Source organism: Virgisporangium aliadipatigenens (genome assembly GCF_016863615.1).
GTDB lineage: Bacteria > Actinomycetota > Actinomycetes > Mycobacteriales > Micromonosporaceae > Virgisporangium > Virgisporangium aliadipatigenens.
Window position 1 is genome coordinate 90,059 of record NZ_BOPF01000008.1, and the last position, 26,551, is coordinate 116,609.

The window sequence follows — 26,551 nt, forward strand, 5'->3', positions numbered from 1 at the left end:
GTGAATCCGACGAGCGTGCCGATCACCACGCCGGCACACCAGAGTGCGCCCGCGGCGGAGAGCCCGATGAACACGGCCATGACGAAGGCGCGCTACCGGCCGTCGGAGTCGGCGTCGGCGGCGAAGGCGATCACGCCCAGGTAGCCGTCGCCGTCCTCGGTCAGCTTCAGCAGCATGACCTCCTGGAAGATCGGGTCGTTCTCGTTGAACGTGTCCCGACCCGTGCGCGACGCGTACGGCGCCTCGGTGAAGACCTTCGCGTTCAGCGTCTCGTCGAACATCATCTGCGTGGTCAGCACGCGCTTGCTGTCGATGTGCACCATCGCGTGGATGTGCACGGTCCGGCCGCGGTACCAGCCCGGCCAGACGGTGGTGAACTCGACGATGCCGTTCCGGTCGGTGACCTGGGCGCCGCGCAGGTAGCGCTTGTCGTCCGTGGGCGTCAGGTCGCCCATGCCGTCGCCGGCGCGGGTGGCACCCGACGCGCCCGGGACGCCCGGCCGGCCGGCCGGTGGGCTGCCGGGTGCGCCTCCCGGGACGCCGCCGGGCGGCGAGACGCCGGGGGCCGGGTTCGGGGGCGCCGGCACGTCCGACGGGGCACCGGCACCGGGCGGGAGAACGTCGTTCGGGCCGGGTAGCCCGGAGGGTGGGCCGGCGGCGGGGTCGCCGGGGGAGTTCTGCGGGGCGGGGGGTGGACCGGGGGCGCCCGAGCCGGGCGGAGCACCCCCGGGGGCGCCGCTGGGCATGCCCTCGCCGCCGCCGCCCGTCGACTGCGCCTCGGCGCCGGAGTAGACGCCGGCCGCGTCGCAGTGCCAGAGTTCCACGATCGCGTCGCCGATCGGCGCGCAGCCCTCGCTGTCCTGCAGGCGGATGACGAGCCGCAGCTTCTTTCCGGGCCGGTCCTCGCGGATGTCGCCGCGCACCTTGTCGGCGTCGAAGTAGTACGGGCCCTGGGTGACGGTCGGCGTCAGCGTGCAGACGTTCGCGTCGGAGAAGAGGCCGACCAGGTCGGTGCGGGGCCGCGCCTTGCCGTCGTCGTCGCCGCAGGCCGCCAGCACGCCGCCGAACCCGAGCGAGGTGACGCCGGCGAAGAGTGAGCGCCGGCTGACCCGCTGTCCCTCATGGTCCATGAGGTTCATCTTGGACAAGCCGGACATGCGGGCGGGCCGGAACACCGAAGTGCCCCGGCCCGTCCGCGCCGGAACTAGGAGGCGACGCAGGTGGGCACCGGTGCGGTGTTGGTGCCGGTCGACGTGCCGAGCAGGCCGAACGTCGTGCTCGCCCCGGCCGCCAGCGCGCCGTTGTAGCTGACGTTCTTGGCGGTGGCCGTGCTGCCGCTCGACGTGACCGTGGCGTTCCACGCCTGGTTGACCGTTTGACCGCTGGGATACGCCAGCGTCACCGTCCAGCCGGTGATCGCCGTGGAACCGGCCGCCACGCGGACCTCGGCCTGGAAGCCGCCGTTCCACGAGCCGGTCAGCGTGTAGGTCGCGGAGCAGGAGCCCGGCGTCGAAGGCCCGGAGGGGGAAGCCGGGGCCGACGGGGAACGGCTCGCCGAGGGGGACGGCGAGGCGGTGCGCGACGGCGATACGGACGGCGACGGGCTCGGGCTGCCGCCGGTGCCGCCGAAGTTGACGTCCGCGCAGAAGTAGTACGACTGGTCGGAGTGGCTGGCCTGCCAGATCGTGTACACGATGTGCCGGCCGGTGCGCCCCGGCGCGCTCACCGGGATCTTGACGGAGACGCCGTTGAGCACCGGGTCGGTGGTCGTCTCGCCGACGCCCGGGAGGATCTTCCCGGTGTCCTTCACCAGCTCCAGGTCGCTCCACTTGAGCGCCGTGGTGAGCGGGTTGAAGCCCTGCCTGGTGACGTAGACGCGGTAGTAGTCGCCGCCGTGGCGGGCCTGGTCGTGGGAGACCACCGTGAAGTTGCTGCTGCTGGCGATGTTCGTGGCCGTCCAGTTGCCGATGGTGTCCATCGCCGCGTAGCGGGTGCCGCCGGTGCGGCCGCCGCTGCAGAGCTGGCCGTCGGGGATGGCGCCCTGGTGGTTGCCGGCGACGCCCTCGCGGTAGAGGCCGTTCCAGTTCCACATGGCGTTGGGGTCGGCCTGCCAGGCCTGGTAACACATGGGGTCCTGGGTCGCCATGGCGGGATTCTGGAAGTCGCTGCCCCAGCGCTTCCAGCAGCCGTAGTTGCGGGACATCGGGTCGATCGTCGAGCCGTGCGCGGCGGCCGGCGCGACGAAGGCAGTGGCCAGCATGGCCAGCGCGCTCACGGCGACGACGAGGGTGCGCCGTGAGTGGACAACAAATCTAGACATCTCGTCCCCAAGGGCGGGTTGGAATGACGGGGCTCGATGCTCGGGGCGCTCGTCGTCCGTCGTCAACGCGCCGCCGCGGGCCATAGATTGCTATGGCACCGGCGGACGAAACTTTCGCAGCTCACGGCACTTGCGGTGGCTTGGTGAGCGATGCGTTCTTTCAGGCAGACGTCCACTTTCGAAGGTTTTCGACAGTCGCGTTGCCGCCGCACAGCACCAGCCCCAGCACGGCGTCGCGGCCCACCTTCTCCACCACCCGGCGGGCCGCCGGCACGAGGCAGCCGGCTGCCGGTTCGACCCAGAGCTTGGCCTCCTCGGCGACGCGCACCATCCCGTCGACGGCCTCGGCGTCGGAGATCACGAACACCTCCTCGACCAGGGAACGCACGTGGGCGAGCGTGCGTGCGGTGACGGTCGGCGCGCCCAGGGTCGTGGAGATGGAGGTGACCCTGATCGGCACCGGCTCACCGGCAGCGAGCGCCTGCGACATCGCGTCGGCGCCGACGGTCTCCACGCCCCACACCCGCACCGCCGGGTCGAGCGCCTTGACCGCCGTCGCCACCCCGGAGATGAGCGCGCCGCCGCCGATGCTCACGAGCACGTCGGTCAGCTGCGGAACGTCGGTCAGGAACTCCAGCCCCGCCGTCCCGTGCCCCGCGATGATCCGCGGATCGTCGTAGCCGTGCACGTAGGTGCGCCCCTTCGCCTGTTCCGCCTCCGCGATCGTGAACGCCGTCGTCACGTCCGGCGCCTCGACGAGCGTCGCGCCGTTGGCCCGCACCGTCTCCTTGGAACGCTCCGGCGCGTTCGCCGGCATCACGATCGTCGCGTCGATGCCCAGGGCGCCGGCGATGCCGGACAGCGCGATGCCGTGGTTGCCGCCGGTGACGGTCACCAGGCCGGCGGCGCGCTCCTCGGCGGTCAGCAGGCGGATGAGGTTGCTGATGCCGCGCGGCTTGAAACAGCCGGAGTGCTGCAGGATCTCCAACTTCGCGTAGGTCTCGACCCCCAGCAGTCGGGTGAGTCCCGGGCTGTGCACCGACGGCGTGCGCACCACCTGACCCGCGATCGCGTCGGCGGCCTCGGTGATCCGGTCGAACGTCACCAACTCAACAGACATGATCCGAAACCTACCCGCCGCGTCGGACGCTTTCCGCCGCGGCCAGCACGGCCACCGCGAACGCGAATCCGGTGCGCGCGAGCGGGATCCAGATGCCGATGTCGTTCCCCGGCAAGAGGAGAAGGGCGGCGGAGAGGGTGAGGAACGCGACGGCCAGAACCGGCCAGAACACCAGGGGTCGGGCGACCACGGACGGCGCGGGGCCGTGCCACGCGACGAGTCGACGGGTCCGTCCGATGTGGACGATCGCCGCGACGGTGACGACGGTGCCGACCACCTCGGACACCAGATGCACCACCCGCCACCACGGCAGCCCCGCGAACGCCGTCGCGTGCAACGCCGGCAGGAACGCCGACGGGGAGAGGAACAGCATGTACGGATGGGTGACCGCGTCCCACACCTGATGGCTCAGCGCACCGAGCACCGCCGACCACGCGGTCACCCGCCACGGATGGCGCACCGAGGCGAGCACCCCGTAGTCGCGCAACGCCCACGGCAGGTGCGCGGCGACGGCCGGCGCCGCCCGCCGCACGAGCACCGTCGCCAGCACGACCACCGGCAGGTGGAACCAGAGCAGCGAATGCCACGCGTGCGACGGCGGCTCCGCGATCCCGGCCGACACGTAGCCGAGGTCGGGCGCCGCCGCTCCGAGCACGAGCGCCACCCCGTCGAACCGCTCCGGAAAGCGCACCTTCAACGGGAGGACAGCCGCCTGGTGTGAGGGAACGGTCGCCGGCACCGCCGCGACGGTACTACCCGACGCAAGCGTTCTGGAGGTCGGCGCGGGCGCTCTCCAGGCCCTTCAGCAGCGCCGGGTCGTACAGCTTGCCGGGGCGGATGCGCAGGTAGCCGATGTTGGTCAGCACGTTGCCGATCCGGTCGCCGACCTCCGGCTGGGCCTTCTCCTTGACGACGATGAGCTTCTCGCCGTTCGCCACGAGGAACGGGTAGTCGGCGTCCTTGAGCCGCTTCGCACCCTCCCGGTCGTAGGTGAACCGGCCGAGCGCGAGGATCGGGTCGGCGGCCTCCCGGCAGGGACCCTCCTTGAACTTCTCGGCGGCGGGCTGCTTCAGCGGCGGGCGGTCGTCGGAGCAGGCGGCGAGCGCGGCGGCGGCCACGGCCAGGGCGGCGACAAAGGGAAGAGCACGCATCGGGGTCTCCTTCGCGGGTGGACCGCCGCGGGGTGCGACGGCGCGGGGTGGGGGCGGGCCGCGCCGGAGCACGGCCCGCCGCAACGGTCAGTACGTGTTGACGGCTTCGGTGTTGGGCAGCGCCACGTACGGGAACGCCTGCCGGAACGGCACGTTGTTCTGGTCCACGCCGTCGCCGAGCCCGTCGACGGCCTTCGGGTGACCCGGCAGGAGCACACCCTCGGCGGCCTGCAGCGTCACGTCGAGCGCGTCGTCGGCGAGCCGGCGCCCGTTCGGGAACCCGGCCAGGTCGCCGCCGACGACGCCGAGCCGGTTCGGGTTCTTCGACGGCGGAACGGCCATGTTGAGGCGCAGCTGCTCGCTGGGCCGGATCTTCTTCGGGTCGGCGTCCTTGTTGAGCTTGTGCGAGTTGAGGTCCGCCTGCACCGGGCCGTCGTCACCCTTGGCGACCCCGGTCAGGAACACCTGCACCAGGTCCTTGCGGGGCGTCGCCGGCGCCGGGATCCAGTACAGCTGCTGCACCAGCTTCGGCACCTCCGGCTCGGTCACGAACTTCAGGAACTTGCCGTCGTCCTTCGGCTGCGTGGCGTTGAACTCGTCCTTCTTCCCCACGGGGATGACGACCTCGTTGACCAGCGGCATGCCGAGCCGGGACACCTGGCGGAAGCCGCCGTCGAAGTCGCGGCGGTTGTTCTCCTCCACGACCTCCTTGCGCTGGCGCGAGGTGGTGCTCCAGATGCCGACGACCGGGTTGCGGCCGGCGTCGCCCCTGAGCGCCAGCTCCGCCTTCGGGACCTGGATGGCCAGGGTGTTGACGTTGTAGCCCTTGACGGTGTCCTGGCCGACGGACTTCAGGTCGCCGCCGTAGAGCAGGTCGAAGACGCGCAGGTCCAGGAAGAACGGGTCGTCGGCCTGGCCGGCGAAGGTCTGCGAGTCGTTCGGCAGCTTCTTGATCGCCGAGTCGGCGACGGCACCGTAGTTGGGGAACGAGGCGCGGCCGGTGTACGACGGCGCGGCCTGGATGTTGTCGTAGGACGCCACGGTGCGGCCCTTGACGATCTTCTCCAGCTTGTAGAACTGGCGGAAGTTCAGGTCCTTGTCGTCGAGCGAGGTGACCGGGCCGGTGTTGGCGAGGAACGTGTTGCGGTTGCGCCACCTGTCCTCGAACACCCAGCGGTAGGTGACGTCGGCCTCCGCGTCACCGTCGTTGTCGATGTTGATGTCGTACTGGACGTTGGTGCCCCAGCCGTAGAAGTTCGGACCGCCGTTGGGCTCCTCGAACGGGATCCAGTTGGCGATCAGGTTCACGTGGTTGGGCTTGTCCGGGCTGACGAACGCGTAGACGTCGGTGTTGTCGAGCAGCGGTTCGCCGGAGACGATGGGTGCCTCCCGGTGGGACGAGGCGTTGCCGGCGCCCGGGCCCAGTAACGCCAGGCCGACGGCGAGCACCGTCGCTGCCGTTCCCACCCGCCGAATTCGTCTGGACATTGATCCTCCCTCTGCGGCGCGCGGCGGTGCGCGCTCGATCGCCGTTCGTGTTCGCGGGGGAGTGCGGATTGCCGGCGGCCACATTCGGTGTCAGGCCCATCCGGATGTGCCGCCGTGCCGAATGCCTGACCATGCGGAGGTTGCTCGTTGTCGTTGCCCTGGCCGTGGCGCTGCTGGCCGTGGGCGGGGTCGCTCTTCTTCCCCGGGGTACCGATCCGGGGCCGGCGTCCGCGCCGGTCGCCGTGGCCCCGCGCGATCAGGTCGCGGCCGCCATCAAGACTCTGGTCGAACGGGTGGAGCGCCTGCCGGGCAACTGGACCGCCTGGGCGGAGCTGGGCGCGGCCTACATCGAGCAGGCGCGCATCACCGGCGACCCGACGGGGTATCCACGGGCACAGCAGGCGCTGGAACGTTCGCTCGCGGTGCACCCCGACGGCAACGCCCTCGCGCACACGGGACTCGGCGCGCTCGCCGCCGCGCGGCACGACTTCGCCGGCGCGCTCCACAGTGGACAGACCGCGGTCTCGATCGATCCGTTCAAGGCGGCGGCGTACGGGGTCGTCGGCGACGCGCTGATCGAACTGGGCCGCTACGACGAGGCGTACCAAGCGATCCAGCGCATGGTGGATCTGCGGCCCGACTCGGGCTCCTACGCGCGCGCCTCCTACACGTACGAACTGCGCGGCGACCTCGGCGCGGCCCGCGAACTGATGGACGCCGCGCTGGAGGCCGCACCCGGCCCGGCGGATGCCGCTTTCGCGCTCGAACATCTGGCGACGTTCGCGTTCGACGCCGGGGATCTGGACCGGGCGAAGTCCCTTGTGGACGATGGCCTGAACCGGCTGCCGCAACACCCGCCGCTGCTGGTCGCGCGGGCCCGGATCGCGGCCGCCCGCGGCGACGTGGCGGCGGCCGTCGCCGACTACCGTGCGGTGGTGCGCCGGCTACCGATCCCGGGCTACGTGGCCGAACTCGGCGACCTCCTCGCGGCCAGCGGCGACCGGGCCGCCGCCCAGGAACAGTACGACCTGGTGCGCGCGACGGCGACGCTCTTCACCGCGCAGGGCGTGGATCTCGACATCGACCTCGCGCTCTTCTACGCCGACAACGGCGCGCCCGACGAGGCGGTGAAGGCCACCGAGACCGGTTACCCGAAGCGGCCGTCCGTCTTCGGCGCGGACGCGCGGGCGTGGGCGTTGCACAGCGCCGGGCGGGACGCGGAGGCGCTTCCGTTGGCGGACAAGGCGTTGAGCATCGGCACGAAGAACGCGACGATGTTCTACCACCGGGGGATGATCCGGCTGGCGTTGGGCGACAAGGCGGGCGCCGCGGCCGACCTGACCGAGGCGCTGCGGATCAACCCGCACTTCTCGTTCCGCCACGTGCCGCTCGCGCGCGCCGCGCTGGCGTCCCTGGGTCAGTGACGGCGGCTGGGCACCTTGACCCGCGCCAGGTCGGTGGCGACCACGACCTCGCCGTCGAAGTGCCGCGCCGCCTCCTCCGCGAACGGGGCGAGGTCCTCGTACCGCTGCGAGAAGTGCGTCAGCACCAGCGTCCGCACGCCGCACTCCGCCGCCACCCGACCCGCCTGCGTAGCGGTCATGTGGCTGTGCGCGGCGGCCAGGGCGGCCTCCGCGTCGAGGTACGTCGACTCGATGACGAGCATGTCCGCCCCGTCGGCGAGCGCGTACACGTTGTCGCACAGCCGCGTGTCCATGACGAACGCGAATCGTTGTCCCGCACGGGGTTCGCTCACCTCGTCGAGCGTCACGGTGCGATCGTCCTTGTGCAGCAGGCCTTCCCGCTGCAGCCGGCCGACCTCCGGGCCGCGGATGCCCAGTGCGGCAAGGCGTTCGGGGAGCATGCGCCGGCCGTCCGGCTCGACCAGCCGGTACCCGAACGTCTCCACGGGATGGTCCAGCCGCCGTGCGCTCAGCGTGCCGAAGGCACCCGTCGCGACGACCCCGTCGTCGTGCACCGGTCCCTCCACAATGGACGCCGCTTCGTAGAACGACGACGCGTGCCGCAGCCGCGCGAAGTACTCCGCGCCGGAGGCCGGATAGTGCGCGTGCACCGGATGGGGCACCCGGTCGAGGGAGAGCCGCTGGATCACACCGGGCAGGCCGAGGCAGTGGTCGCCGTGGAAGTGCGTGACGCACAGGCGGGTCAGGTCGGTGGCGGCCACCCCCGCGAACGCCATCTGCCGCTGCGTGCCCTCACCCGGGTCGAAGAGGATGCCCTCGGTGTCCCAGCGCAGCAGGTAACCGTTGTGATTACGCACACGGGTGGGCACCTGACTGGAGGTACCCAGAACGACCAGTTCACGCACTGCCCCACGGTATGCCAGACCCGCCAGGCCTATTTTCAGTTATTGGCTGGTAACTCCTGGTGCACGTGAGATTCGGCATCGTCAGTTAACGGGGGTGGTCTCCCACCGGCGGGGGCTCTGACGGAGAATCGCCCACATGGCGGAAACGATGATCCCGATCCTTCCGTGCACGTCCATCGACGAGACGTTGGAGTTCTACGGTGCGCTGGGCTTCGACACCACCTACCGGCAGGAGCGGCCCAACACGTACGCGGTCGTGCAGCGCGGCGGGATGGTGCTGCACCTGTTCGTGATGAAGGGGCTCGACCCGGAGTCGTCGTTCAGCACCTGTTACGTGGAGACGACCGACGTCGAGTCGCTGTACGAGGCGTTCACGGCGGGGCTGCGGGAGGCCTACGGGCGGGTGCCGTTGCGCGGGGTGCCGCGGATGAACCCGATCAAGGAGACCTCCGACGGTGTGCGCCAGTTCATCGTGGTGGACCCGGGCGGCAACTTCATCCGCATCGGGCAGCCGCCGGGGGTGTCGGACGACGACGACGTTCCGCGCGGCAGGCCCAACGACATGGCCGTTCCGCGGGGAAGATCCGCCGCCGTCGTGCCGCGCGGGGGCCGCAAGCTCGAGGTGGTCCGCGGCGGCCGGGACCGCCCGCCGCCGATGTCCCGGCTCGAACGGGCGGTCGAGACGGCCGTGCGCCTCAGCGAGGGCAAGGGCGACCACCCCGGGGCGGCGACCCTGCTCGACCGCGCGCTGACCAGCAACGAGCCGGTGCCGGACGGGCTGCTCTTCCGGGCGTTGACGCTCCGCGCCGACCTGGCCGTGCGGATCGGCGACGAGGAGCTGGCGATCCGCGTGATCGACGACCTGGACCAGATCCCGCTCACCGAGGACGACCTGGTCGTGCTCGCCGACGACGTGCAGCGGGTGGAGGAACTGCGGGACTACCTGACGCCGCGTCGGTGAACCTCGCCGGGTGGGAGTCGGCCGACGGGGCGGCCGTCCGGGCGCACGTGGCCGCGGTGGCCGAACGCACGGGTGCCGCGCCGCTGCGGGTGCACCGGCGGCGCTACGGCACCCGCCTGCTGTGGAACGCCACCTTCGCGCTGGGTGACGCGGTGTTCGCGCTGGTGCCCGGCGGGGAGGTGGGCCTCGGCCACGACCCGGCGACTTTCACGCCCACGCGTGCCGAACTGGGTTCCTTCCGGTGCGCCGACGATCCCTCCGCGCCGGATCCGCTCGCCGGGTGGTCCCTGGAGTCGCCGACCGATGACCCGCCGGATCCGGTGCTGCCCGGGCAACTGGCGCTCTTTCCCGGAGCCGCTCCGCCGAGCCCCGGGCCGCCGCGGGACCTGTGGGCGTACCTCAAAGGCGCCCTGACGCCGCCCCGGCGGGTGGTGCTGCCGACCCTGCTGGTGGCGGTGGAGCCCGTCCGGTGCCCGCCCGGATGGACGCACGCGGGCGTCGTACGGACCCTCGCGGCCCGGGGCATGCGGCTGCCGACGCCGGACGAGTGGGAGCACGCCCGTGCTGCCGGCGCCCGCACCCTCTTCCCGTGGGGTGAACGCTTCCCGGCACCCGGATCGCGCGGCCCGGTGTTCCGGTTGCCCGGCGGGGGTGTGGTGGATCGCACCGACGGCGAGGCGCTGGGGCTGCGGTATCTCGGCTCCGAGGCCGACGAGCTGACCGCCGATCCGGACGAGGTGCGTGGCTCCGAGGGCGGCGTGGCCGGCTGCGGCGGGATGCCGCTCTTCTACCACCTGCTTCCGGAGGCGTCGGCCTTCCGGGACGCCGCACAGGTGGCGCGGCACCGGGCCGGAGAGGGCTGGCGGAAGGCGTACCGCCCGGTGCTGGCCGTGGGCTGACGGCCAGCACCTGGAACGTGCGTAGATGGAGGCTCAGAGTCCGGAAAGCCGTTGTCCGGCGCGGACGACGGCCATGGCGTGGCGGTCTCCGGGGCGGCGGCCGAGACGCTCTATGGGCCCGGACACGCTGATCGAGGCGATCACCCGCCCGGTGCGGTCGCGGATCGGCGCGGAAACGCTTGCCACGCCGGGCTCGCGCTCGGCGACGCTCTGCGCCCAGCCGCGCCGGCGCACCTCCGCGAGCGTGCGCCCGGTGAACTTGCACCGCGGCAACAAAGGCATGACGGCCTCCGGCGGCTCCCACGCGAGGAGCACCTGCGCGGCCGACCCGGCCGTCATCGGCAGCACCGACCCGACCGGAACGGTGTCCCGCAGCCCGCTCGCGCGCTCGGCGGCGGCCACGCAGATCCGCTCGTCGGCACGGCGCAGATAGAGCTGTGCGCTCTCGCCGGTGGCGTCGCGCAACGCGGACAGGATCGGCTCGGCGGCGGTCAGCAGCACGTCCGGTGCGGCGTTGGCCAACTCGCCCAGCCGCGGGCCGGGACGCCAACGCCCCTGCGCGTCCCGAACGAGCATCCGGTGAATCTCGAGGGCCTGTGCCAACCGGTGCGCCGTTGCCCGGGGAAGCTTGGTCCGCTCGACCAGTTCGGCGAGGCTGGCGCCGTCGACGCAGGCGGCGAGGATGGTGACCGCCTTGTCGAGCACGCCCACGCCGCTCATACTGTGTCCCACAAGCCGAAACTTACCTCCCAAACTTTAGGATGTCCAGATGGCGGGAGAACACTCCGGGCGCACCCTCGCACAGAAGGTGTGGGACGCCCACGTCGTACACCGGGCCGACAGCGAGCCCGATCTGCTTTACATCGACCTTCATCTACTGCACGAGGTCACAAGCCCGCAGGCGTTCGACGGACTGCGTCTCGCGGGCCGTCCGGTGCGCCGGCCGGACCTCACGATCGCGACCGAGGACCACAACACCCCGACCGACAATCTGTTGACGATCGCCGATCCGATCTCGCGCACGCAGATCGAGACCCTGCGCAAGAACTGCGCCGACTTCGGCATCCGCCTGCACCCGCTCGGCCATGCGCAGCAGGGCATCGTGCACGTGATCGGCCCGCAGCTGGGCCTGACCCAGCCCGGCATGACGATCGTCTGCGGCGACTCGCACACCGCGACGCACGGCGCGTTCGGGGCGCTGGCGTTCGGCATCGGGACCAGTGAGGTCGAGCACGTGCTCGCCACGCAGACGCTGCCGCAGGGGCTGCCCAAGCAGATGGCCGTCACCGTCACCGGCGAACTGCGCGAGGGCGTCACCGCAAAGGATCTGGTGCTGGCGCTCATCGCCCAGGTCGGCACCGGCGGCGGTCGCGGGCACGTCGTGGAGTACCGCGGGCCGGCCATCGAGAAGCTCTCCATGGAGGGCCGGATGACCATCTCCAACATGAGCATCGAGTGGGGCGCCAAGGCCGGGCTCATCGCGCCGGACGAGACGACGTTCGAATATCTCAAGGGACGCGAGCACGCGCCGAAGGGAGAGCACTGGGACGCCGCGATCGCCTACTGGCGCAGCCTGCGCACGGACGACGACGCGGTCTTCGACACGGAGGTGTTCCTGGACGCTTCTACCGTCAGCCCGTTCGTCACATGGGGCACCAACCCGGGACAGGGTGCGCCGTTGGACGCCGCGGTGCCGGACCCCTCCTCGTTCGCCGACCCGGTGGAGCGGACGGCCGCGGAGAAGGCGTTGCAGTACATGGATCTGCGCGCGGGCACACCGCTTCGCGACGTCGAGGTGGACGTCGTCTTCCTCGGCTCGTGCACCAACGGGCGCATCGAGGATCTGCGTGCCGCGGCCGAGGTGTTGCGCGGACGCACTGTGGCGCAAGGGGTACGCATGATGGTGGTCCCCGGTTCCGCCGCGGTGCGCGCCGCCGCGGAAGAAGAGGGACTGCACGAGGTGTTCACCGCCGCCGGTGCGGAATGGCGGTTCGCCGGCTGCTCCATGTGTCTCGGTATGAATCCCGACACGCTCAAGCCGGGCCAGCGTTCGGCTTCCACCTCCAACCGCAACTTCGAGGGGCGCCAGGGGCGCGGCGGTCGCACGCATCTCGTTTCCCCGCCCGTAGCCGCCGCCACCGCGGTGCTCGGACACCTTGCCGCACCGGCCGACCTCTCCTAGGTCGTCTTCCTCAGCGCTGTCGCACTGAAAGGTTTTCACACTGATGGACAAGTTCACCGTCCACACCGGAACCGCTGTTCCGTTGCGGCGTTCCAACGTGGACACCGACCAGATCATCCCGGCGGAGTACCTGAAGCGGGTCACCCGCACCGGTTTCGAGGACGGGTTGTTCAGCGCCTGGCGTGGTGACCCGGAGTTCGTACTCAACGACGACGCGTACGCGGGAGCCTCGATCCTGGTCGCCGGGCCGGAGTTCGGGACCGGCTCCTCGCGCCAGCACGCCGTCTGGGCGCTGCGCGACTGGGGGTTCCGGGCCGTCGTGAGCCCCCGCTTCGGAGATATTTTTCGGGGGAACGCCCTGAAGGAGGGCCTGCTCCCGGTGGAGCTGCCGGTCGAGGCCGTCACGATCCTGTGGGACGCCTTGGAGGCCGATCCGAAGCTGCCGGTGACCATCGATGTGGAAAAGCGGGAAATCGTTGCGGCACAACACATCTGGAGTTTCCCGCTCGACGATTTCAGCCGCTGGCGGCTGCTCGAAGGGCTCGACGACATCGGTCTGACACTGCGCCACGAGGCCGAAATTGACGCCTACGAGAGCCGTCGCGAAGGCTGGTTTCCGGCCGTTGCATAGCACTCTCGCGGGGGTCGGCGGCAAATCCTTTGCGCCACAAGGATTTGTTTTCGGCTTTATGTTTGTATCCTGCGTACAAGGGCCATACGTTGCGCGAAGGTTGACTCGCGCGAGTCCAGCCAATGTGTTCGGGAGGAACAGACGTGAACAAAGCAGAGCTCGTCGAAGCGCTCACTGCTCGCCTCGGTGACAAGAAGGCCGCCACGGCGGCACTCGACGCGGTTCTCCAGGAGATCCAGAACGCGGTGACGAAGGGCGACCGGGTCGCCATCACCGGGTTCGGCGTCTTCGAGAAGCGTGTCCGTGCGGCCAGAACCGCTCGCAACCCGCGGACGGGTGAGGCCGTCAAGGTGAAGAAGACCTCGGTGCCGGCGTTCCGGCCGGGTGCCGGGTTCCGTGAGCTGGTCGCCGCGGGCAAGGTGCCGAAGGCCGCCGCCGCCAAGAAGACGGCCGCCGCCAAGAAGACCGCCGCGGCCGCACCGGCGAAGACCACGGCGCGCAGCACGGCCGCCAAGTCCACGGCGGCGAAGAGCACCGCGACGAAGGCGACCGCCACCAAGGCGACCGCCACGAAGGCCGCTACCAAGACGGCCACCAAGGCCGCCACCAAGACGGCACCGGCGCGCAAGACCGCCGCCAAGACGACCCGCGCGGCTTCGTCCGCTCCGGCGAAGCGCGCCACCACGGCGCGCGCCACCACCGCCGCGGCCGCTCCGGCCAAGGCGACGACGACCCGTTCGCGGGCCGCCGCCACGAAGACGACGCGGGCCGCCAAGAAGGCCTAGAGTCGCCTGTAGCTACAAGGGCGCCCCCGAGAGCTCCGGGGGCGCCCTACGGCGTTCTCAGCGGGTTTTAGGGCTGTCTCGGATCCAGGGGGTCGGCCGCCACGAGCTTCTGGTCGGCGTCGTAGCTCAGCACCCACGCCGAACCCTTGGGCGAGGAGACCCGGGTGCCCGGTGCGACGCCCGTCTCCGCCCGCAGGCGCGGCAGCAGCGGCCGCATCAGCCCGCCCTGGCTGCACACCACCGTCGAGGCGTTCGCGGCGGCGTACTCGCGCAGGGCCGCCGCCGCCTCCTCGACATTGCCGTCCTCGGCGAACCGGCCGTCGACGCGCACCGGCAGTCCGATCCCGGCAACCGTGTCCCGGCAGCGTTTCGCCGGCGCGCTGAGCACCGAATCGGGGGCGAACAACGGAAGCAGCCGCCACACGCGTTCGGCGTCCTTGATTCCCCGGCCCTGGAGCGGGCGTTCGTCGTCGGGGCCGCGCCACTCCTTGCGTTTGCCGGCGTACGCGTGCCGCACCAGCACCACCACCGACGCCACCACCGGCAGGGTTGTGAACGCCGTCACCAGCCCGCGATCATGCGTGTAGGTAAGGCGTTCGCGGGCCTCCTGCGCGGGAAGCCATACGACGTCGGTGATCTCGTCGTCCGCCTCGCGCGGCGTCTCGCGCAGCACCCGCATCGTCCAGAAGTCGACGACCTTCTCGACGCCCGGTTCGCCGGTGAGGTAACGGATCGAGGGCATGCGCACCTGCGGCACGCCGCGCACCCCGGTCTCCTCCTCGACCTCGCGGACGGCCGCGGCGAGCGGATGCTCACCCGGTTCTAATTTGCCCTTCGGCAAACTCCAGTCGTCGTAGCGCGGGCGGTGCACCACGAGGATCTCCGGCCCGTCCCGCCACACGATCCCACCGGCAGCCTGAACAATCATGTGCTCAACCAAGCAATCCGCTCCGGTTCCGTCGCGATCGCCCACGCCTCGGGGAAAGCGGCCCGGGCAGCGCGCACGGCCGCCCGTTCGCGTTCGATGAGGCGGCCGGCCGTCAGCGCGACGCCGTGATCCGCCGGCACCGCGTCGGCCACCGCGCGCCACGCGTCGGCGGCCATCGCGGCGTCCTGGTGTTCGCCCAGCAGCTTCTGCACCTTCTTCAACCCGGCGATCAGCGCCCGCGCCGGCTCGCCGATCGCGGGCACGACGGACTGCGCGGCGTACCGCGCCTTCTTGCCGCGGATCCGGACCTCGTGCCACTCGTCGTCCGGACCGAGCGGATCCAGTTCGGCCGGCGCCACCTCGCCCTCGCGTCCGTCGGCCAGTCGCCGCCACGGTTTCGCCACCAGTTTCGGGAGAACGTCCACCGCCGGCCGCTTCGCCTTACGCAGCAACGGCGGCGCGGTCGCCGCCACGTTCAACTGCTCCAGCAGCGCGAGGTAACGGGGTGAGTCGACCGCCTCGGCCGGATCGCCGAGCGCCTCGCTCAGCCGTGCGGCGAGCGCGGCGTCGATGCGTTCCACGGCGTCGGGGTCCAACGGTGCCACCGGATCCGCGGCAGCCGTGCGCCGCAACCGCACGCGCAGCACCTCCGAGTCCCGCGCCGCCCCGAGCGAACCGGCGAGCCACCGGCACTCGTCGGCGAGCGCCCGCGCCCACTCGGGATCCAGCAACGGCCGGAACGTCCGCAGGTCGCTGCGCAGCCGCCGGCAGCCCACCCGCAGCTGGTGCACCGGGCTGTCGCCGTTCGGCTGCGGGGTGCCCAGGCGCAGATACGGGTCGGCGCCGACGATGCGCGCCACGTGCGCCCGGAACGCCGCCGTCACGGCATCCCCGGCGGTCTCCCCGGCCGGTGCGTCCGGCGCAGGGATGCGCTCGCCCAGCGCCCGCACATGCTTCGGCACGAACGCGTCCTCGACCGCACCCGCCTCCGTCAGCGTCCGCCCGATCGCGTCGAAGAGCGCGTCGTCGCAGGAGCCGCGTTCGGCCTCGATCTCGCGGAACGTGTCGACGACCTCGCGCCCGGACAGCACGCTCACGGTGTCGTCGCAGACCTCGACGAGAAGTTCGCCGGCGGCGTCGCGCACCTCGAAGACCCGCCGCAGCGTGCGGATCGACACCACCGGCACCACCGTCCAGCCGCGGTGGTACGCCGTCAGCACCGGCAGCAACTCGTCCAGCCTCCCCCGGCTGAACTCCGCCCGGGCGCCCACCACGTCCGTCGGCAGCTTCATCGTCCACGGCGGCTTGCCAGGTTCGCCCTTGCGCTGGCGCAACGACACCCCGGCCCGCGTCAGCCGCAGGTCGGCGGTGTCGTAGTACGTCGCGCGCAACGTCTGCGCCGGCAACGGAAGCAGCGTGCCGCCCTCGGGCACGTGGCCGGTCAGGTCGGGCAGCACGAAGCCCGGCCCCACGCCGAACTTGCGCTCGACCTCCAGCATCAGTCGTTCCGGTCGATCGTGCGGCGCAGCATCGCGTCCTGGAAGTCGCGCAGCCGCTCGCCGTCCGGGCCGGTGCGGCGCACCCAGGTGCCGTCGCCCGCCAACTCGAACGAGCTGATGTCGTCGCTCATCGACAACGACAGCATGTCCTCCAGGCGTTGCCGGGCCGCCGGATCGGTCACCTTCACCAGGGCCTCGACGCGCCGGTCGAGGTTGCGGTGCATGAGGTCGGCGGAGCCGATCCACCACTCGGAAGACGTTCCGTCAAAATCACCGGGACGGGAGACGGCCGGGCCGGCGCCGAACCGGAAGACCCGCGAGTGCTCGAGGAACCGGCCCAGGATCGAACGGACCCGGATGTTGTCCGACAACCCCGGGACGCCCGGACGCAGGGTGCAGATGCCCCGGATCACCAGGTCGACCCGCACACCGGCGCGGCTGGCCAGATACAGCGCGTCGGTGATGTCCTCGTCGACGAGCGAGTTCACCTTGATCTGCACCAGCGCCGGCTCACCGGCCTCCGCCCGCGCGATCTGCCCGTGGATCCGCTCGATGATGCCGTGCCGGACGCCGTGCGGCGCCACCAGCAGCCGCCGGAACTCCGTCTGCCGGCTGTACCCGGTGAGCACGTTGAACAGGTCCGTCAGGTCCACACCGACGTCCGGATCCGCCGTCAGGAGGCCGAAATCCTCGTACATGCGGGCCGTCTTCGGGTGGTAGTTGCCGGTGCCGATGTGGCAGTAACGGCGGATGTGGTTGCCCTCCTGGCGCACCACCAGCGCGGTCTTGCAGTGCGTCTTCAGCCCCACCAGGCCGTACACCACGTGACAGCCGGCGCGTTCCAACGCCCGCGCCCAGCCGATGTTCGCCTGCTCGTCGAAGCGGGCCTTCAGCTCCACGAGCACCACCACCTGCTTGCCCGCCTGAGCGGCCGCGCTCAACGCGTCCACGATCGGCGAGTCACCGCTGGTGCGGTACAGCGTCTGCTTGATGGCCAGCACCAACGGGTCGGCGGCCGCCTGCTCGATGAAGCGCTGCACGCTCGTGTTGAACGAGTGGTACGGGTGGTGCACCAGGATGTCGGCCTCACGCAGGCGTGAGAAGACCGAGCGCGGGACCTCGCCCTCCGCGAAGGACGGGTGGGTCGCCGGGACGAAAGGGCGATCCTTCAGATCCGGCCGATCCACCTCCTCGAACACCTGCCACAGCGACGACAGCGCCAGCAGGCCCGGCACCCGGATGATGTCGTGCTCGTCCATGTCGAGCTCGTCGACCAGCACCTGCAGCACGTGCGCGGAGATGGACGCCGCGACCTCCAACCGCACCGGCGGGCCGAACCGGCGCCGCGCCAGTTCGCGCTCCAGCGCCTGCAACAGGTCCTCGTCGCGGTCCTCGTCCAGCTCCACCTCGGCGTTGCGGGTCACCCGGAAAACGTGGTGCTCGACGACCTCCATGCCGGAGAAGAGCAGCGACAGGTGTGCGGCGATCAGTTCCTCCACGGGCAGGAAACGCCACGCCTTGCCCGCCTCGCGGTCCACCGCCACGAACCGCGGCACGTTGTTGGGCACCTTGACGCGCGCGAACAACTCCGGGCCGCCGTCCGGCGTGCGGACCACCACCGCCAGGTTCAACGACAGACCCGAGATATAGGGGAACGGGTGTGCCGGGTCGACCGCCAGCGGCGTCAGCACCGGGAAGACGGACTCCTGGAAGTAGACCCGCAGGCGGGTGCGCTCGGCCGTGTCGAGGTCGCTCCACTGGACGAAGCAGATGTTCTCCCGTTCCATCGCGGGGCGCACCTCGTCGATGAAACAGCGGGCGTGCCGGTCCATCATCTCCGAGGCGCGGCTGGCGATGTTCTCCAGTTGCTCGCGCGGGAGCAGACCGTCGGTGCCGCGCACCGGGATGCCCATCTGCATGCGCCGCTTCAGGCCGGCCACCCGCACCATGTAGAACTCGTCGAGGTTCGACGCGAAGATCGCGAGGAACTTGGCGCGTTCGAGCAGGGGAGTCTCCGGGTCCTCGGCGAGGGTCAGCACCCGGGCGTTGAAGTCGAGCCAGGAGAGTTCGCGATTGAGATAGCGGTCCGGGGGAAGGCCGACCGCGGGCTGCGGGGTCGGCACCGGCGGCTGGTGCTGCGGGGTGGTCCGCTGCTGCGCGATCGCCGGCGGCGCCGGGGTCGGCGCGCGGGTCGCCTCCGTCGTGGCGCGGCGGGCCGTCGCGGTACGGGCGCGGGCGTTGCGGACCCGGGTGCTGCGGGGCGGGGTGGTCTGCGCGCCCTTGCGCGTCGAACGCACCGGCGCGGCCGTCGAGGCGGTCGTCGCCCGGGAACTGCGCGCGGGGACGCTGGTCGTGGGGGCGGTCGCCTTGGCGGGCTCCGCCTTTTCGGCTCTAGCCGCCTTGGCGGGCTCCGCCTTTTCGGCCTTCGCCCCCTTGGCGGGCTCCGCCTTCGCTGGTGTCCGCGGATTGGCGGGCTCGGCGTTCGTCGGTGTCCGCGGCTTGGCGGTCCGGTCGGCTTTTTCCGACGGAGCTGTGGCGGAGCCGGCCGGACGGGTGGGGCCGGCTGTCGGTCGCGTGCTTGCCGTCGGCTCGTCGGTTGCCGGACTGCTCGTGGTGGTCTTGCTCGGGGTCGGCGCGCTTGCGGCCGGGCGGCCTGTCGCCGGGGTCGTGGCGGTCGCGCTCTTGGCGGCGGTGCTCCTGGTCGGCGTGGTCGTCGTCGGCGTGGCCTTTGCCGCCACGACACCAGCCGTTGTGGTCTCGGCCGCCGTGGACCTGGCGGCGGTGCGGCCGGTGGACTTGGCGGCGGTGCGGCCGGTGGACTTGGCCGCGGAGCGGGCACCGGTGGCCCGGGCGGAGGTCGTGGACGCTTCGGTGCGCTTGCGTGCGGCGGGGGTGCTCTGGGCGGCAGCGGTCTCCGTTGCGGTCGGGGAGCCGGCCCCGGCGGCCTTTCGCGGAGCCACGGTCCGACGCGCCTTCGCGGGTGCGGCCTTGGCGGTGGATCCGTCGGCGGCAGCGGCGGGTGCTGCTTTTGCCCGTGCGGCCTTGGTCGGCGACGACTCGGCCGGTGAAGCCTTGGTCGGCGACGACTTGGTCGGCGAAGCCTTGGCCGGTGAAGCCTTCGCCGATGACGCCTTCGCGGGCGCGGCCTTGCGGGCGGTGCGCTTCCGCGAAGCCGTTTCCCCGCCGTCGGCACCCGTGGTCGCGGCGGCCGGGCGGCGTTCCACCTGTGCCGCGCCGTCGCGACCGGAAGCGCCGTTCGGCTCCGAACCGCGGTCCCGTCGAACGTCCGCGCGGCTGCCCGACGGCGAGCCGGAACCGTTGCGCTGAGCCGCCATCAGCCCGCCGTCGCTCTGGTGGTCCCGGACCACCGTTGTCTGCTCGGAAGGTGGCTGGCTCATCGTCACCCCGCCATCATGTCCCACTAGCGACCGGCCGAACACGAACTGGTCTCACAATGTCAGGACATAGTGACCAGCGTGACACGGGTGATCTGACTCTCGGCGTCGCGCAGGAGTCGCACACGTTGCCCGACCCGCAGCAGTCGCAGCCCCGATGCCGCGAATGCCGGCGGCGCGAACGGAAGCCGGCTCCCGTCGTCGAGCAGCACCGCACCCGCCCCGGTCGCCGGATCGAACTCGCTCACTGTGCCCTGCATCCCGCGACCTCCCGTCCCCGTGCCCGTTGCGGCCATTCTTCCGACAAGCACCGATCTTGGCGAGTGCTGACGCAGGCCATTCCCGGGCCGATCACGTATTGCCGGTCGTTCGGCTAGCGGACGGCGTTCATGAGGAAAGCCGTGTGCTCGCCCAGACCGAGTGCGGCGGCCGCACCCAGATCGTCCGGGGTGTCGACGTCGCGGCGCAGCGACGGCCAGTCCCCGCCGAACGTGGCGGCCCCGCCGCGTGCGTGCGCCTCCGCGGATCCGGGTCCGAAGCGGGGGCGTAACGACGTTCCGGGGACGGCGGTCAGGAGCACCGTGCCGGTGCCGTCCGCGTCGGCGACGTATCCGGGACGGCCTGCGGCGCGGGCGGTCCGCAGCGCGGCAGCGAGTTCGGCCGGGCGCAACGCGGGGAGGTCGGCCGGCATCGCCGCCACCCAACCGTCGCCGACCGCCGCGGCGCCGTGGGCCAGCGCCGCGTTCAGGCCGCCGGCGGTGCGCGCCGCATCCGGCGCGGCGGGCTCGGGAACCACGACCGCGCCCTGCGCGCCGACGGCGGCCGCGACGGCCGGCTCGCCGGTGACGACGGCGACGGTCGCCACGTCCGGGCAGGCGAGCGCGGCGGCGACGGTGTCGCGCGCCATCGCCAGCACCAGGTCGGCGTGCAGGTCGGCGTCGACCGCGCCGCGCAGCCGGGTCTTCGCGTCGGCCAGCGGCTTGATCGGCACCAGCACCGTCCAGCCCGTCGCGCCCGCACCGGCACCGGCCCGCTCCCCGGCGCCGTCGGCGTCCCGGCCCGCCGTGGACCTGCCCGGCAGGGGTGGGGCCGGCAAGGGGGGCATGGGTGGCGCCGTCGAGCGCCCGGCCCGCTCGCCGGCGCCGTCGGCGTCCGGAGCCGCGCGGGATCCGGCTGCCGGCGGCAGGACCGGCAAGGTGGGCATGGGTGGTGCCGTCGAGCGCCCGGCCTGCTCCCGGCCCGCCGTGGACCCGCCCGGCAGGGGCAGGATCGGCAAGGTCGGCAAGGGCGCCGCCGCCGTGTCGGCGTCCCGGGCTGCCGTGGAGCGGACCGGCAGGGGCGGCGCCGGCAAGGATCCGGCCGACTGGGGCACCGCCGGAAGAGACACAGCCGGGCCGGAAGGATTCACCAACCGATAGTGCCTGACTGGCCGGGGGCAGTGTCGGGCAGGCATGATGCGTCCGTCGGGCCACAGGGGCGCGGGTGGGGAGGCGGCAGTGGCCAGGGGCAGGATGGGGTTCTGGCAACGGTTCGCCGCGGTGATCGTCCGGCCGGTGATGATCATGTGGACCCGGCGCACCTGGCGGGGCGCGGAGCACATCCCGGCCACCGGCCCGGTGATCATCGTGGCCAACCACCTGTCGCACGCGGATCCGCTGGTGGCGTCGCACTTCATATACAGCGCGGCCGAGCGCTGGCCGCAGTTCCTGGCGAAGGCCAGCCTCTTCTCGGCGCCGGTGATCGGGCCGCTGCTCAAGCGGGTGCGCCAGATCCCGGTGTACCGCAACAGCACCGACGCGGCGAAGGCGCTCGAAGCGGCGGTCACGGCCGTGAAGTCCGGCGACCTCGTGATCATCTACCCGGAGGGGACGACGACCCGCGAGCCGGACCTGTGGCCGATGCGCGGCCGCACCGGCGTCGCCCGGCTCGCCCTCGCGACCGGTGCGCCCGTCGTGCCGATGGTGATGTGGGGTCCGCAGCACATCTTCGATCCCCGAACCCACAAGTTCAGCGTGCGGCCGCGCCGGCCGGTTACGGTCGTGGCGGGACCGCCGATGGACCTGTCGCGCTGGACCGGCGTGCCGCCGACCGCCGCGACGCTCAACGAGTTGACCGACGAGATCATGCTGCGCCTGCGCGACATGCTCGCGGAGATCCGCGGGGAGGCCGCCCCGCCGCTGTGGTCGCCCACGCGGGCCGAGAGCAAGAAGGAGACGAGATGACCGAGCGCGCGGTCGTGCTGGGGGCGGGTTCGTGGGGCACGGCGTTCGCGAAGGTGCTCGGCGACGCCGGCAACCAGGTCACCATCTGGTCCCGCCGACCCGAGGTGGCGGACGCGATCAACGAGCGCCACGTCAACCCCGACTACCTGCCGCAGACCCGGCTGCCCGATCAGGTCGACGCAACTTCCGACGCGGCGTCCGCGATCCGCGGCGCCGATCTCGTCGTCCTGGCCGTCCCGTCACAGACTTTGCGGTCGAACCTGGCCGAGTGGCGCGACCTGATCGGTCCCGCGGCCACGCTGATCAGCCTCATGAAGGGGATCGAACTCGGCACGACCCGGCGGATGAGTGAGGTCATCTGCGAGGTGGCCGGCGTCGAGCAGGACCGCGTCGTCGTGGTCAGCGGCCCCAACCTGGCGCCGGAGATCGCGCAGGAGCAGCCGGCGGCCACGGTCGTGGCGTGCTCGGACCCGGGCCGCGCGACGCTGGTGCAGAAGTCGATGACGACCCGCTACCTGCGGCCCTACACCAACGACGACGTGATCGGCTGCGAACTCGGCGGCGCCGTCAAGAACGTCATCGCGCTCGCCTACGGGATGGCGGCGGCGCTCGGGTTCGGCGACAACACGCGCGCCACCCTGGTGACCCGCGGCCTCGCCGAGACGGCCCGGCTCGGGGTGGCCCTGGGCGCCGACCCGCTGACTTTCGCCGGGTTGGCGGGGCTCGGGGACCTCGTCGCCACCTGCGCCTCGCCGCTGTCGCGCAACCGCTCGTTCGGCGAACGGCTCGGCCGCGGCGAAACCCTCGAACAGGCGCAGGCGGCCACCCGCCAGACCGCCGAAGGCGTCAAGAGCTGCCTGTCGATCCGGGACCTGGCCCGCAAGCACGAGGTCGAGATGCCCATCACCGAACAGGTGGAGCGGGTCTGCCACGAGGGTGTGGATCCGCAGGCGGCGCTGGTGGCGCTGATGAGCCGCGAGACGAAGCCCGAGTAAGGTCCCGCCGGAACGCCCGGCGCAGCGCGGCGTCGCGCACCAGCAGCGCCACCTGGATGCCGGCGAAGCCGACCGGCAGCACGAGCGCCACGGCGCCGAACACCAGCGCCACGATCAACACCATGACGTGCAGGCGCACCGGGGTCGCCCCGAACACGACGGCGACCCCGAGCAGGGTCACCAGGGAGAGCACGGTCGCGCGGGGTTCCCGCCGCTCGGTCTCGGAACTGCGGATGTGCCGCCACCACACGGCGCCCAGGCCGCGGTGCGCGTACGCGTAGCCGGCCAGCCAGGCGACGAGCATCACGCCCACGGCGGTGAGCCGTGTGCTGTGGCGGGCGCCGGAGAAGTACAGCGCCACGGCGGAGAGCGCCGGGACGGCCGCCAGCCCGCACCAGGCCGCCTGCAGCCAGTCCAGCGTCAGCGCGAACGCCTCCGGCAGTTCACGGCTCGTCGGATGGGTCCGCAGCAGCGCGTGGTACGCCCGCGCCGCGGCCGGCAGCCGCCACCGGTGCAGATCCGACTGGGCCAGTGAACGCAGCGGCCACTCGGCGTCCGGTGCCAGGCGCAGCGCGGCCGTGTCGGCGGCGCGGCCGAGCGCCCGTTCGCCGCTGGCGTGGTAGACGGTGGCGAGTACGGCGTGCGACTCGGGGCTGTGCGGCTCCAGTTCGACCGCGGTGCGGGCGGCCTGGTACGCGGCCACCCGGTCACCGGCGCGCAACCGCGTCTGCGCCAGCAGACGATGCACCTGAGCGGCCTGCGGTGCCAGTTCGACCGAGGCTTGAACGGCGGAGACGGCCTCGCCGGCGCGACCGAGATTGAGCAGGGCGGCGCCGCGCAGTTGGTGTGCCCACGGCAGCCGCGGGTTGGCGGCCACGGCGGCCTCGGCGGCGGCCAGCATCCGGTCGAACTCCCCGCGCGCCAGATGCTCGTACGCCAGCGTGCACAGGGCGTCGGCGGAACCGGGTGCCTCGGCGAGTTCGCGCGCGACGACGGCGTGTGCCCGGTCCAGCTGCCCGACGTCGATCAGGTCCCGCGCCAGGCGCAGCCGCTGTGCGCTGCTCAACGCGGCTCCGGCGGAGGGCCACCGATGGCGGTGCGGAACGCGGCCCGGCGCCTGCTGCGGAACGCCAGTTCGCGCAGGTCGTGGCCGACCAGAACGGCGGCCGGCGCATACGCGGGCAGGGCCAGCAGGCACAGCGCGACCAGCACCCCGAAGCCCACGAACGCCGCGAACGGCCCGGCCGCCGCGAGCATCAGCACCGGCAGCACCAGCCCGAACGCCGGCCCGGCCCGCCGCGCCTCGGCCCGCCACACCCGGCCCAGCCCCCGATGCGCGCGCAGCACCAGCGCCACCCAGCCGGTCACCACCGCGAGCGCGAGGAACGCCCGCGCCACCGAGCCCGGCCCCGGCTGCCACGACAGCACGAACGGCAGCGCGACCAGCAGCCCGACCAGTCCCCACCGGCGCTGCGCCGCGACGATCGCCTGCCGGCAGCGCAGCCGGTACCAGTCGACGGCCGGGCGGGCCGACAGCAGCGCGGCGTAGCGGCGGGCGGCCGTGCCGTCGCGGCGCGCCAACCGGTCCAGGTAGGCCAGCCCGCCGAGCAGCCACGGCTCCGTCGGCGCCACGGCCAGCCCGGCCAGGTACTCCCGGCGCGCCGCGCTCAACTCGCCGGCCGCCTCGTACACGTCGGTGAACAGGTAGAACGTGTCCGCCCGCTGCGGCGCGATCGCGCGCACCCGCTGCGCCACCCGGTACGCCTCCGGGACCCGGCCGGCGGCGACCAGCGCCAGGGCCAGCGCGCGGTGGCCGCCCCACCACTGCGGATCGAGTTCGACGGCGCGTTCGGCCGCGGGCACCGACTCGACCGGCCGGCCCAGCTTGCGCAGCGCCATCGACCGCAGCCGGAACGCCCATTCGCTGCGCGGGTCGGCCGCGATCGCGGCGTCGGCGGCGGCGAGCGTGCGCCGGTGGTTGCCGGCGAGATCGTGGCAGCGGGCCAGGGTGCACAGGGCGCGCACGTCGCGCGGGGTCTCGACTAGCACGTCGCGCACCATCGCGGTCGCGTCGTCGACCCGCCCGATGTCGATCAGCCGGTCGGCGGTGGCGAGCCGTCCCGTAGTCATGCTGCCCGCGCAAGCGTCGGTGCGGCGCTGGTGGCGTCGTCTTCCCTCGTCGCTGCGCTCCTCGGTCCAGACGGCGCCGCGCCGCCCCGCCGCGCGCTCATGATGCTTCCCGCGCAGGCGTCATAGCAGCTTGCGTTTCTTCAGGTAGCCGGCGAGCTCGTCGTAGGCGCCGCCCTCGTTGGCGTACAGGGCGACGTTGCGGGCCGTGCCGAGCCAGCCGGCGATCGACGGCTTGATCTCGCGCAGCGCCGCCTCGAAGTCCCGCTGCTCGATCATCCGCACCTCGCCCCTGCTCATCGAGTCGGCCAGGGCGTACTCCGCCGCGCTGTCGCACAGGTGCGCCAGGTCCGCGCCGGAGAAATCCGCGGTCGAACGGACGAGCGGCTCCAACCGGATCGACGCGATCGGCCGGTCCCGCAGGTGATATTCCAGGATCGCGGCCCGCGCCTCGGCATCCGGCGGCGCCACGAAGACCGTCCGGTCCAGCCGCCCGGGCCGGCGCAGCGCGGGGTCCACGTCCCAGGGGGCGTTCGTGGCGGCGAGGACGAACACGCCGTCGTTGTCGCCGTCCATCCCGTCCAGCTCGGCCAGCAGCTGGTTGCCCAGGGTGCGCATCACGCTCGACTGCATCGAACTGCGCTTGTGGCCCAGCGCGTCGATCTCGTCGAGGAACAGCACACAGGGCGCGTTGCGCCGGGCGGACTCGAAGAGCTGGTGCAGGTTGCGTTCGGAGTTGCCGATCCACATCTCCAGTACGTCCACGATCGCCAGCGAGACGAACGCGGCGCCCATCTCCCCGGCGACGGCCCGTGCCAGGAACGTCTTGCCGCACCCGGGCGGCCCGTACAGGAGAAGCCCGCCGCGCAGGCTCTTGTTGTACAGCTTGCGCAGCTGGGGATTGCGCAGCGGCCCCAGGAACGCCATCTCCAGCCGCCGCTTCACGTCGGTCATGCCGCCGACGTCGGCGAGCCGGACGGCCGTGCGTTCGACGTCGAAGATCCGGTCCGCGTCGCCGACGACGGGGTCCGCCTCCTGGTCGGCCCGCGCGAACCGCGGCGGGACCACGTCGGCGAACTCCCGCTCGTAGGCGCTGAGATCGTCGGCGGGGTTGCCGGGCGGCCCGTCGAGACCCGGCTCTCCGCGGCCCGGCCCGTCGACGCCCCGCTCGCGGTGGTCCGTCTCGTCGCCGCGCCGTGCGGCGTGCGGCGGCCCGGCGGGGGATGCGCCGGTCTCCGGCGGGGCCGGGTGCGCAGCGGCCTGCGCCGTGGGGGCGCCCAGCGCCCGCCGCATCGCCTCCTGCGCGTCCGCGCTGCCGGGCTCGCGTTGTAGCGCCTGCGCGACATGTCCGACCGCCTCGGCCTGCCGCCCCGCCTCGAGCAGCAGCCCGGCGAGGTGCAGCCGCAGCGGAACGTCGTCCGGGCGGGCCTCGACGGCGGCGGACAGGCTGGCGATCAACTGATCAGGGAGCACTGCGCGATTATGCGTGCGAAAGCCACGTTCCGGGGAGCGGCCATCC

At 72.2% G+C, this 26,551-nt stretch carries 26 protein-coding genes; 10 read left to right on the forward strand and 16 right to left on the reverse strand.

The genetic code is table 11. The features are described from left to right. Positions 1–92: 92 nt before the first annotated feature. The 6 genes from Val02_RS12990 to Val02_RS13015 all read right to left on the reverse strand — a co-directional run bounded on the left by Val02_RS12990 (position 93) and on the right by Val02_RS13015 (position 6,079). Positions 93–1,130: a peptidase associated/transthyretin-like domain-containing protein gene (locus Val02_RS12990; protein WP_203899269.1), complete on the reverse strand. Its 1,038-nt coding sequence runs from the start codon at positions 1,128–1,130 to the stop codon at positions 93–95. 74 nt (positions 1,131–1,204) lie between these two features. Then, positions 1,205–2,320 (reverse strand): lytic polysaccharide monooxygenase auxiliary activity family 9 protein, encoded by a 1,116-nt coding sequence (locus Val02_RS12995; RefSeq protein ID WP_203899270.1) that lies wholly within the window; start codon positions 2,318–2,320, stop codon positions 1,205–1,207. 160 nt (positions 2,321–2,480) lie between these two features. Further along, positions 2,481–3,440: a threonine ammonia-lyase gene (locus Val02_RS13000; RefSeq protein ID WP_203899271.1), complete on the reverse strand. Its 960-nt coding sequence runs from the start codon at positions 3,438–3,440 to the stop codon at positions 2,481–2,483. A gap of 10 nt (positions 3,441–3,450) precedes the next feature. Continuing rightward, positions 3,451–4,179, reverse strand: coding sequence for a DUF4184 family protein (locus Val02_RS13005; RefSeq protein ID WP_203899272.1), 729 nt, complete (start codon positions 4,177–4,179; stop codon positions 3,451–3,453). A gap of 13 nt (positions 4,180–4,192) precedes the next feature. Continuing rightward, positions 4,193–4,591 carry a hypothetical protein gene (locus Val02_RS13010; protein WP_203899273.1) on the reverse strand — a complete coding sequence of 133 codons (399 nt, stop codon included), beginning with the start codon at positions 4,589–4,591 and terminating at the stop codon, positions 4,193–4,195. 87 nt (positions 4,592–4,678) lie between these two features. Continuing rightward, positions 4,679–6,079 carry a DUF4331 domain-containing protein gene (locus tag Val02_RS13015; protein WP_203899274.1) on the reverse strand — a complete coding sequence of 467 codons (1,401 nt, stop codon included), beginning with the start codon at positions 6,077–6,079 and terminating at the stop codon, positions 4,679–4,681. Positions 6,080–6,219: 140 nt separating this feature from the next. Here Val02_RS13015 and Val02_RS13020 point away from each other — a divergent pair, with 140 nt between their 5' ends. Continuing rightward, a complete protein-coding gene (locus Val02_RS13020) occupies positions 6,220–7,503 on the forward strand; it encodes a tetratricopeptide repeat protein (RefSeq protein WP_203899275.1) in 1,284 nt (427 codons plus the stop codon). On the opposite strand, the gene Val02_RS13025 is transcribed toward Val02_RS13020, so the two are convergent. After that, positions 7,497–8,408, reverse strand: a complete 912-nt coding sequence (locus Val02_RS13025; RefSeq protein ID WP_203899276.1) for a ribonuclease Z — start codon at positions 8,406–8,408, stop codon at positions 7,497–7,499. The two genes, Val02_RS13020 and Val02_RS13025, sit on opposite strands and share 7 nt — an antisense overlap. Positions 8,409–8,544: 136 nt before the next feature. Between Val02_RS13025 and Val02_RS13030 the strand changes: the two genes are divergently transcribed. Next, complete coding sequence (locus Val02_RS13030) at positions 8,545–9,369, forward strand: bleomycin resistance protein (RefSeq protein ID WP_203899277.1); 825 nt, start codon at positions 8,545–8,547, stop codon at positions 9,367–9,369. After that, positions 9,366–10,268, forward strand: coding sequence for a formylglycine-generating enzyme family protein (locus Val02_RS13035; protein ID WP_203899278.1), 903 nt, complete (start codon positions 9,366–9,368; stop codon positions 10,266–10,268). Before Val02_RS13030 ends, Val02_RS13035 begins: the two co-directional genes overlap by 4 nt. A 33-nt stretch (positions 10,269–10,301) precedes the next feature. Here the strand turns inward: Val02_RS13035 and Val02_RS13040 are convergent, their stop codons facing one another. Then, complete coding sequence (locus Val02_RS13040) at positions 10,302–10,988, reverse strand: IclR family transcriptional regulator (RefSeq protein WP_203899501.1); 687 nt, start codon at positions 10,986–10,988, stop codon at positions 10,302–10,304. 49 nt (positions 10,989–11,037) lie between these two features. On the opposite strand from Val02_RS13040, the gene leuC reads away from it, so the two are divergent. The 3 genes from leuC (at position 11,038) to Val02_RS13055 (ending at position 13,866) form a co-directional block, all read left to right on the forward strand. Continuing rightward, positions 11,038–12,450 (forward strand): 3-isopropylmalate dehydratase large subunit, encoded by a 1,413-nt coding sequence (gene leuC / locus Val02_RS13045; protein ID WP_203899279.1) that lies wholly within the window; start codon positions 11,038–11,040, stop codon positions 12,448–12,450. Between the two features lie 43 nt (positions 12,451–12,493). Beyond that, positions 12,494–13,081: a 3-isopropylmalate dehydratase small subunit gene (gene leuD / locus Val02_RS13050; protein WP_203899280.1), complete on the forward strand. Its 588-nt coding sequence runs from the start codon at positions 12,494–12,496 to the stop codon at positions 13,079–13,081. Between the two features lie 143 nt (positions 13,082–13,224). After that, entirely contained in the window at positions 13,225–13,866 is a 642-nt protein-coding gene (locus tag Val02_RS13055) for an HU family DNA-binding protein (protein WP_203899281.1), read from the forward strand. Positions 13,867–13,933: 67 nt separating this feature from the next. Here the strand turns inward: Val02_RS13055 and Val02_RS13060 are convergent, their stop codons facing one another. Genes Val02_RS13060 through Val02_RS47300 form a run of 3 tightly spaced genes read right to left on the reverse strand, consistent with a single transcriptional unit; the run spans position 13,934 to position 18,590 of the window. After that, positions 13,934–14,794: an NUDIX domain-containing protein gene (locus Val02_RS13060; protein WP_203899282.1), complete on the reverse strand. Its 861-nt coding sequence runs from the start codon at positions 14,792–14,794 to the stop codon at positions 13,934–13,936. Next, entirely contained in the window at positions 14,791–16,293 is a 1,503-nt protein-coding gene (locus tag Val02_RS13065; protein WP_203899283.1) for a CYTH and CHAD domain-containing protein, read from the reverse strand. The genes Val02_RS13060 and Val02_RS13065 overlap by 4 nt, the downstream gene beginning before the upstream one ends. Next, complete coding sequence (locus tag Val02_RS47300; RefSeq protein WP_373317888.1) at positions 16,293–18,590, reverse strand: RNA degradosome polyphosphate kinase; 2,298 nt, start codon at positions 18,588–18,590, stop codon at positions 16,293–16,295. Before Val02_RS47300 ends, Val02_RS13065 begins: the two co-directional genes overlap by 1 nt. On the opposite strand from Val02_RS47300, the gene Val02_RS47305 reads away from it, so the two are divergent. Beyond that, positions 18,574–19,620 (forward strand): hypothetical protein, encoded by a 1,047-nt coding sequence (locus tag Val02_RS47305; RefSeq protein ID WP_239152818.1) that lies wholly within the window; start codon positions 18,574–18,576, stop codon positions 19,618–19,620. The genes Val02_RS47300 and Val02_RS47305 overlap by 17 nt on opposite strands. A 130-nt stretch (positions 19,621–19,750) precedes the next feature. On the opposite strand, the gene Val02_RS13075 is transcribed toward Val02_RS47305, so the two are convergent. Both Val02_RS13075 and cofC read right to left on the reverse strand, forming a co-directional pair. Beyond that, entirely contained in the window at positions 19,751–19,936 is a 186-nt protein-coding gene (locus Val02_RS13075) for a cold-shock protein (RefSeq protein ID WP_373317889.1), read from the reverse strand. Between the two features lie 125 nt (positions 19,937–20,061). Beyond that, positions 20,062–20,793 carry a 2-phospho-L-lactate guanylyltransferase gene (gene cofC, locus Val02_RS13080; protein WP_203899285.1) on the reverse strand — a complete coding sequence of 244 codons (732 nt, stop codon included), beginning with the start codon at positions 20,791–20,793 and terminating at the stop codon, positions 20,062–20,064. Here cofC and Val02_RS13085 point away from each other — a divergent pair. The 3 genes from Val02_RS13085 to Val02_RS13095 all read left to right on the forward strand — a co-directional run bounded on the left by Val02_RS13085 (position 20,792) and on the right by Val02_RS13095 (position 22,905). After that, entirely contained in the window at positions 20,792–21,106 is a 315-nt protein-coding gene (locus tag Val02_RS13085) for a hypothetical protein (protein ID WP_203899286.1), read from the forward strand. The two genes, cofC and Val02_RS13085, sit on opposite strands and share 2 nt — an antisense overlap. 78 nt (positions 21,107–21,184) lie before the next feature. Then, positions 21,185–21,910 carry a lysophospholipid acyltransferase family protein gene (locus tag Val02_RS13090; RefSeq protein WP_203899287.1) on the forward strand — a complete coding sequence of 242 codons (726 nt, stop codon included), beginning with the start codon at positions 21,185–21,187 and terminating at the stop codon, positions 21,908–21,910. Further along, entirely contained in the window at positions 21,907–22,905 is a 999-nt protein-coding gene (locus Val02_RS13095) for an NAD(P)H-dependent glycerol-3-phosphate dehydrogenase (protein ID WP_203899288.1), read from the forward strand. Before Val02_RS13090 ends, Val02_RS13095 begins: the two co-directional genes overlap by 4 nt. Here Val02_RS13095 and Val02_RS13100 read toward each other — a convergent pair. From Val02_RS13100 to Val02_RS13110, 3 genes are all read right to left on the reverse strand, one after another. After that, entirely contained in the window at positions 22,814–23,971 is a 1,158-nt protein-coding gene (locus Val02_RS13100) for a tetratricopeptide repeat protein (RefSeq protein ID WP_203899289.1), read from the reverse strand. The genes Val02_RS13095 and Val02_RS13100 overlap by 92 nt on opposite strands. Beyond that, positions 23,968–25,035, reverse strand: a complete 1,068-nt coding sequence (locus tag Val02_RS13105; protein WP_203899290.1) for a tetratricopeptide repeat protein — start codon at positions 25,033–25,035, stop codon at positions 23,968–23,970. Before Val02_RS13105 ends, Val02_RS13100 begins: the two co-directional genes overlap by 4 nt. Before the next feature lie 120 nt (positions 25,036–25,155). Further along, complete coding sequence (locus Val02_RS13110; RefSeq protein WP_239152820.1) at positions 25,156–26,505, reverse strand: ATP-binding protein; 1,350 nt, start codon at positions 26,503–26,505, stop codon at positions 25,156–25,158. Between the last annotated feature and the right edge of the window lie 46 nt (positions 26,506–26,551).

What these genes read in the sequence shown, in the direction of transcription:
- Val02_RS12990 (WP_203899269.1), bottom strand. Translation starts at nt 1,130, where the DNA reads ATGGACCATGAGGGACAGCGGGTCAGCCGGCGCTCACTCTTCGCCGGC.
- Val02_RS12995 (WP_203899270.1), bottom strand. Translation starts at nt 2,320, where the DNA reads ATGTCTAGATTTGTTGTCCACTCACGGCGCACCCTCGTCGTCGCCGTG.
- Val02_RS13000 (WP_203899271.1), bottom strand. Translation starts at nt 3,440, where the DNA reads ATGTCTGTTGAGTTGGTGACGTTCGACCGGATCACCGAGGCCGCCGAC.
- Val02_RS13010 (WP_203899273.1), bottom strand. Translation starts at nt 4,591, where the DNA reads ATGCGTGCTCTTCCCTTTGTCGCCGCCCTGGCCGTGGCCGCCGCCGCG.
- Val02_RS13015 (WP_203899274.1), bottom strand. Translation starts at nt 6,079, where the DNA reads ATGTCCAGACGAATTCGGCGGGTGGGAACGGCAGCGACGGTGCTCGCC.
- Val02_RS13030 (WP_203899277.1), top strand. Translation starts at nt 8,545, where the DNA reads ATGGCGGAAACGATGATCCCGATCCTTCCGTGCACGTCCATCGACGAG.
- Val02_RS13040 (WP_203899501.1), bottom strand. Translation starts at nt 10,988, where the DNA reads ATGAGCGGCGTGGGCGTGCTCGACAAGGCGGTCACCATCCTCGCCGCC.
- leuC (WP_203899279.1), top strand. Translation starts at nt 11,038, where the DNA reads ATGGCGGGAGAACACTCCGGGCGCACCCTCGCACAGAAGGTGTGGGAC.
- leuD (WP_203899280.1), top strand. Translation starts at nt 12,494, where the DNA reads ATGGACAAGTTCACCGTCCACACCGGAACCGCTGTTCCGTTGCGGCGT.
- Val02_RS13060 (WP_203899282.1), bottom strand. Translation starts at nt 14,794, where the DNA reads ATGATTGTTCAGGCTGCCGGTGGGATCGTGTGGCGGGACGGGCCGGAG.
- Val02_RS13065 (WP_203899283.1), bottom strand. Translation starts at nt 16,293, where the DNA reads ATGCTGGAGGTCGAGCGCAAGTTCGGCGTGGGGCCGGGCTTCGTGCTG.
- Val02_RS13085 (WP_203899286.1), top strand. Translation starts at nt 20,792, where the DNA reads ATGGGTGGCGCCGTCGAGCGCCCGGCCCGCTCGCCGGCGCCGTCGGCG.
- cofC (WP_203899285.1), bottom strand. Translation starts at nt 20,793, where the DNA reads ATGCCCCCCTTGCCGGCCCCACCCCTGCCGGGCAGGTCCACGGCGGGC.
- Val02_RS13095 (WP_203899288.1), top strand. Translation starts at nt 21,907, where the DNA reads ATGACCGAGCGCGCGGTCGTGCTGGGGGCGGGTTCGTGGGGCACGGCG.
- Val02_RS13105 (WP_203899290.1), bottom strand. Translation starts at nt 25,035, where the DNA reads ATGACTACGGGACGGCTCGCCACCGCCGACCGGCTGATCGACATCGGG.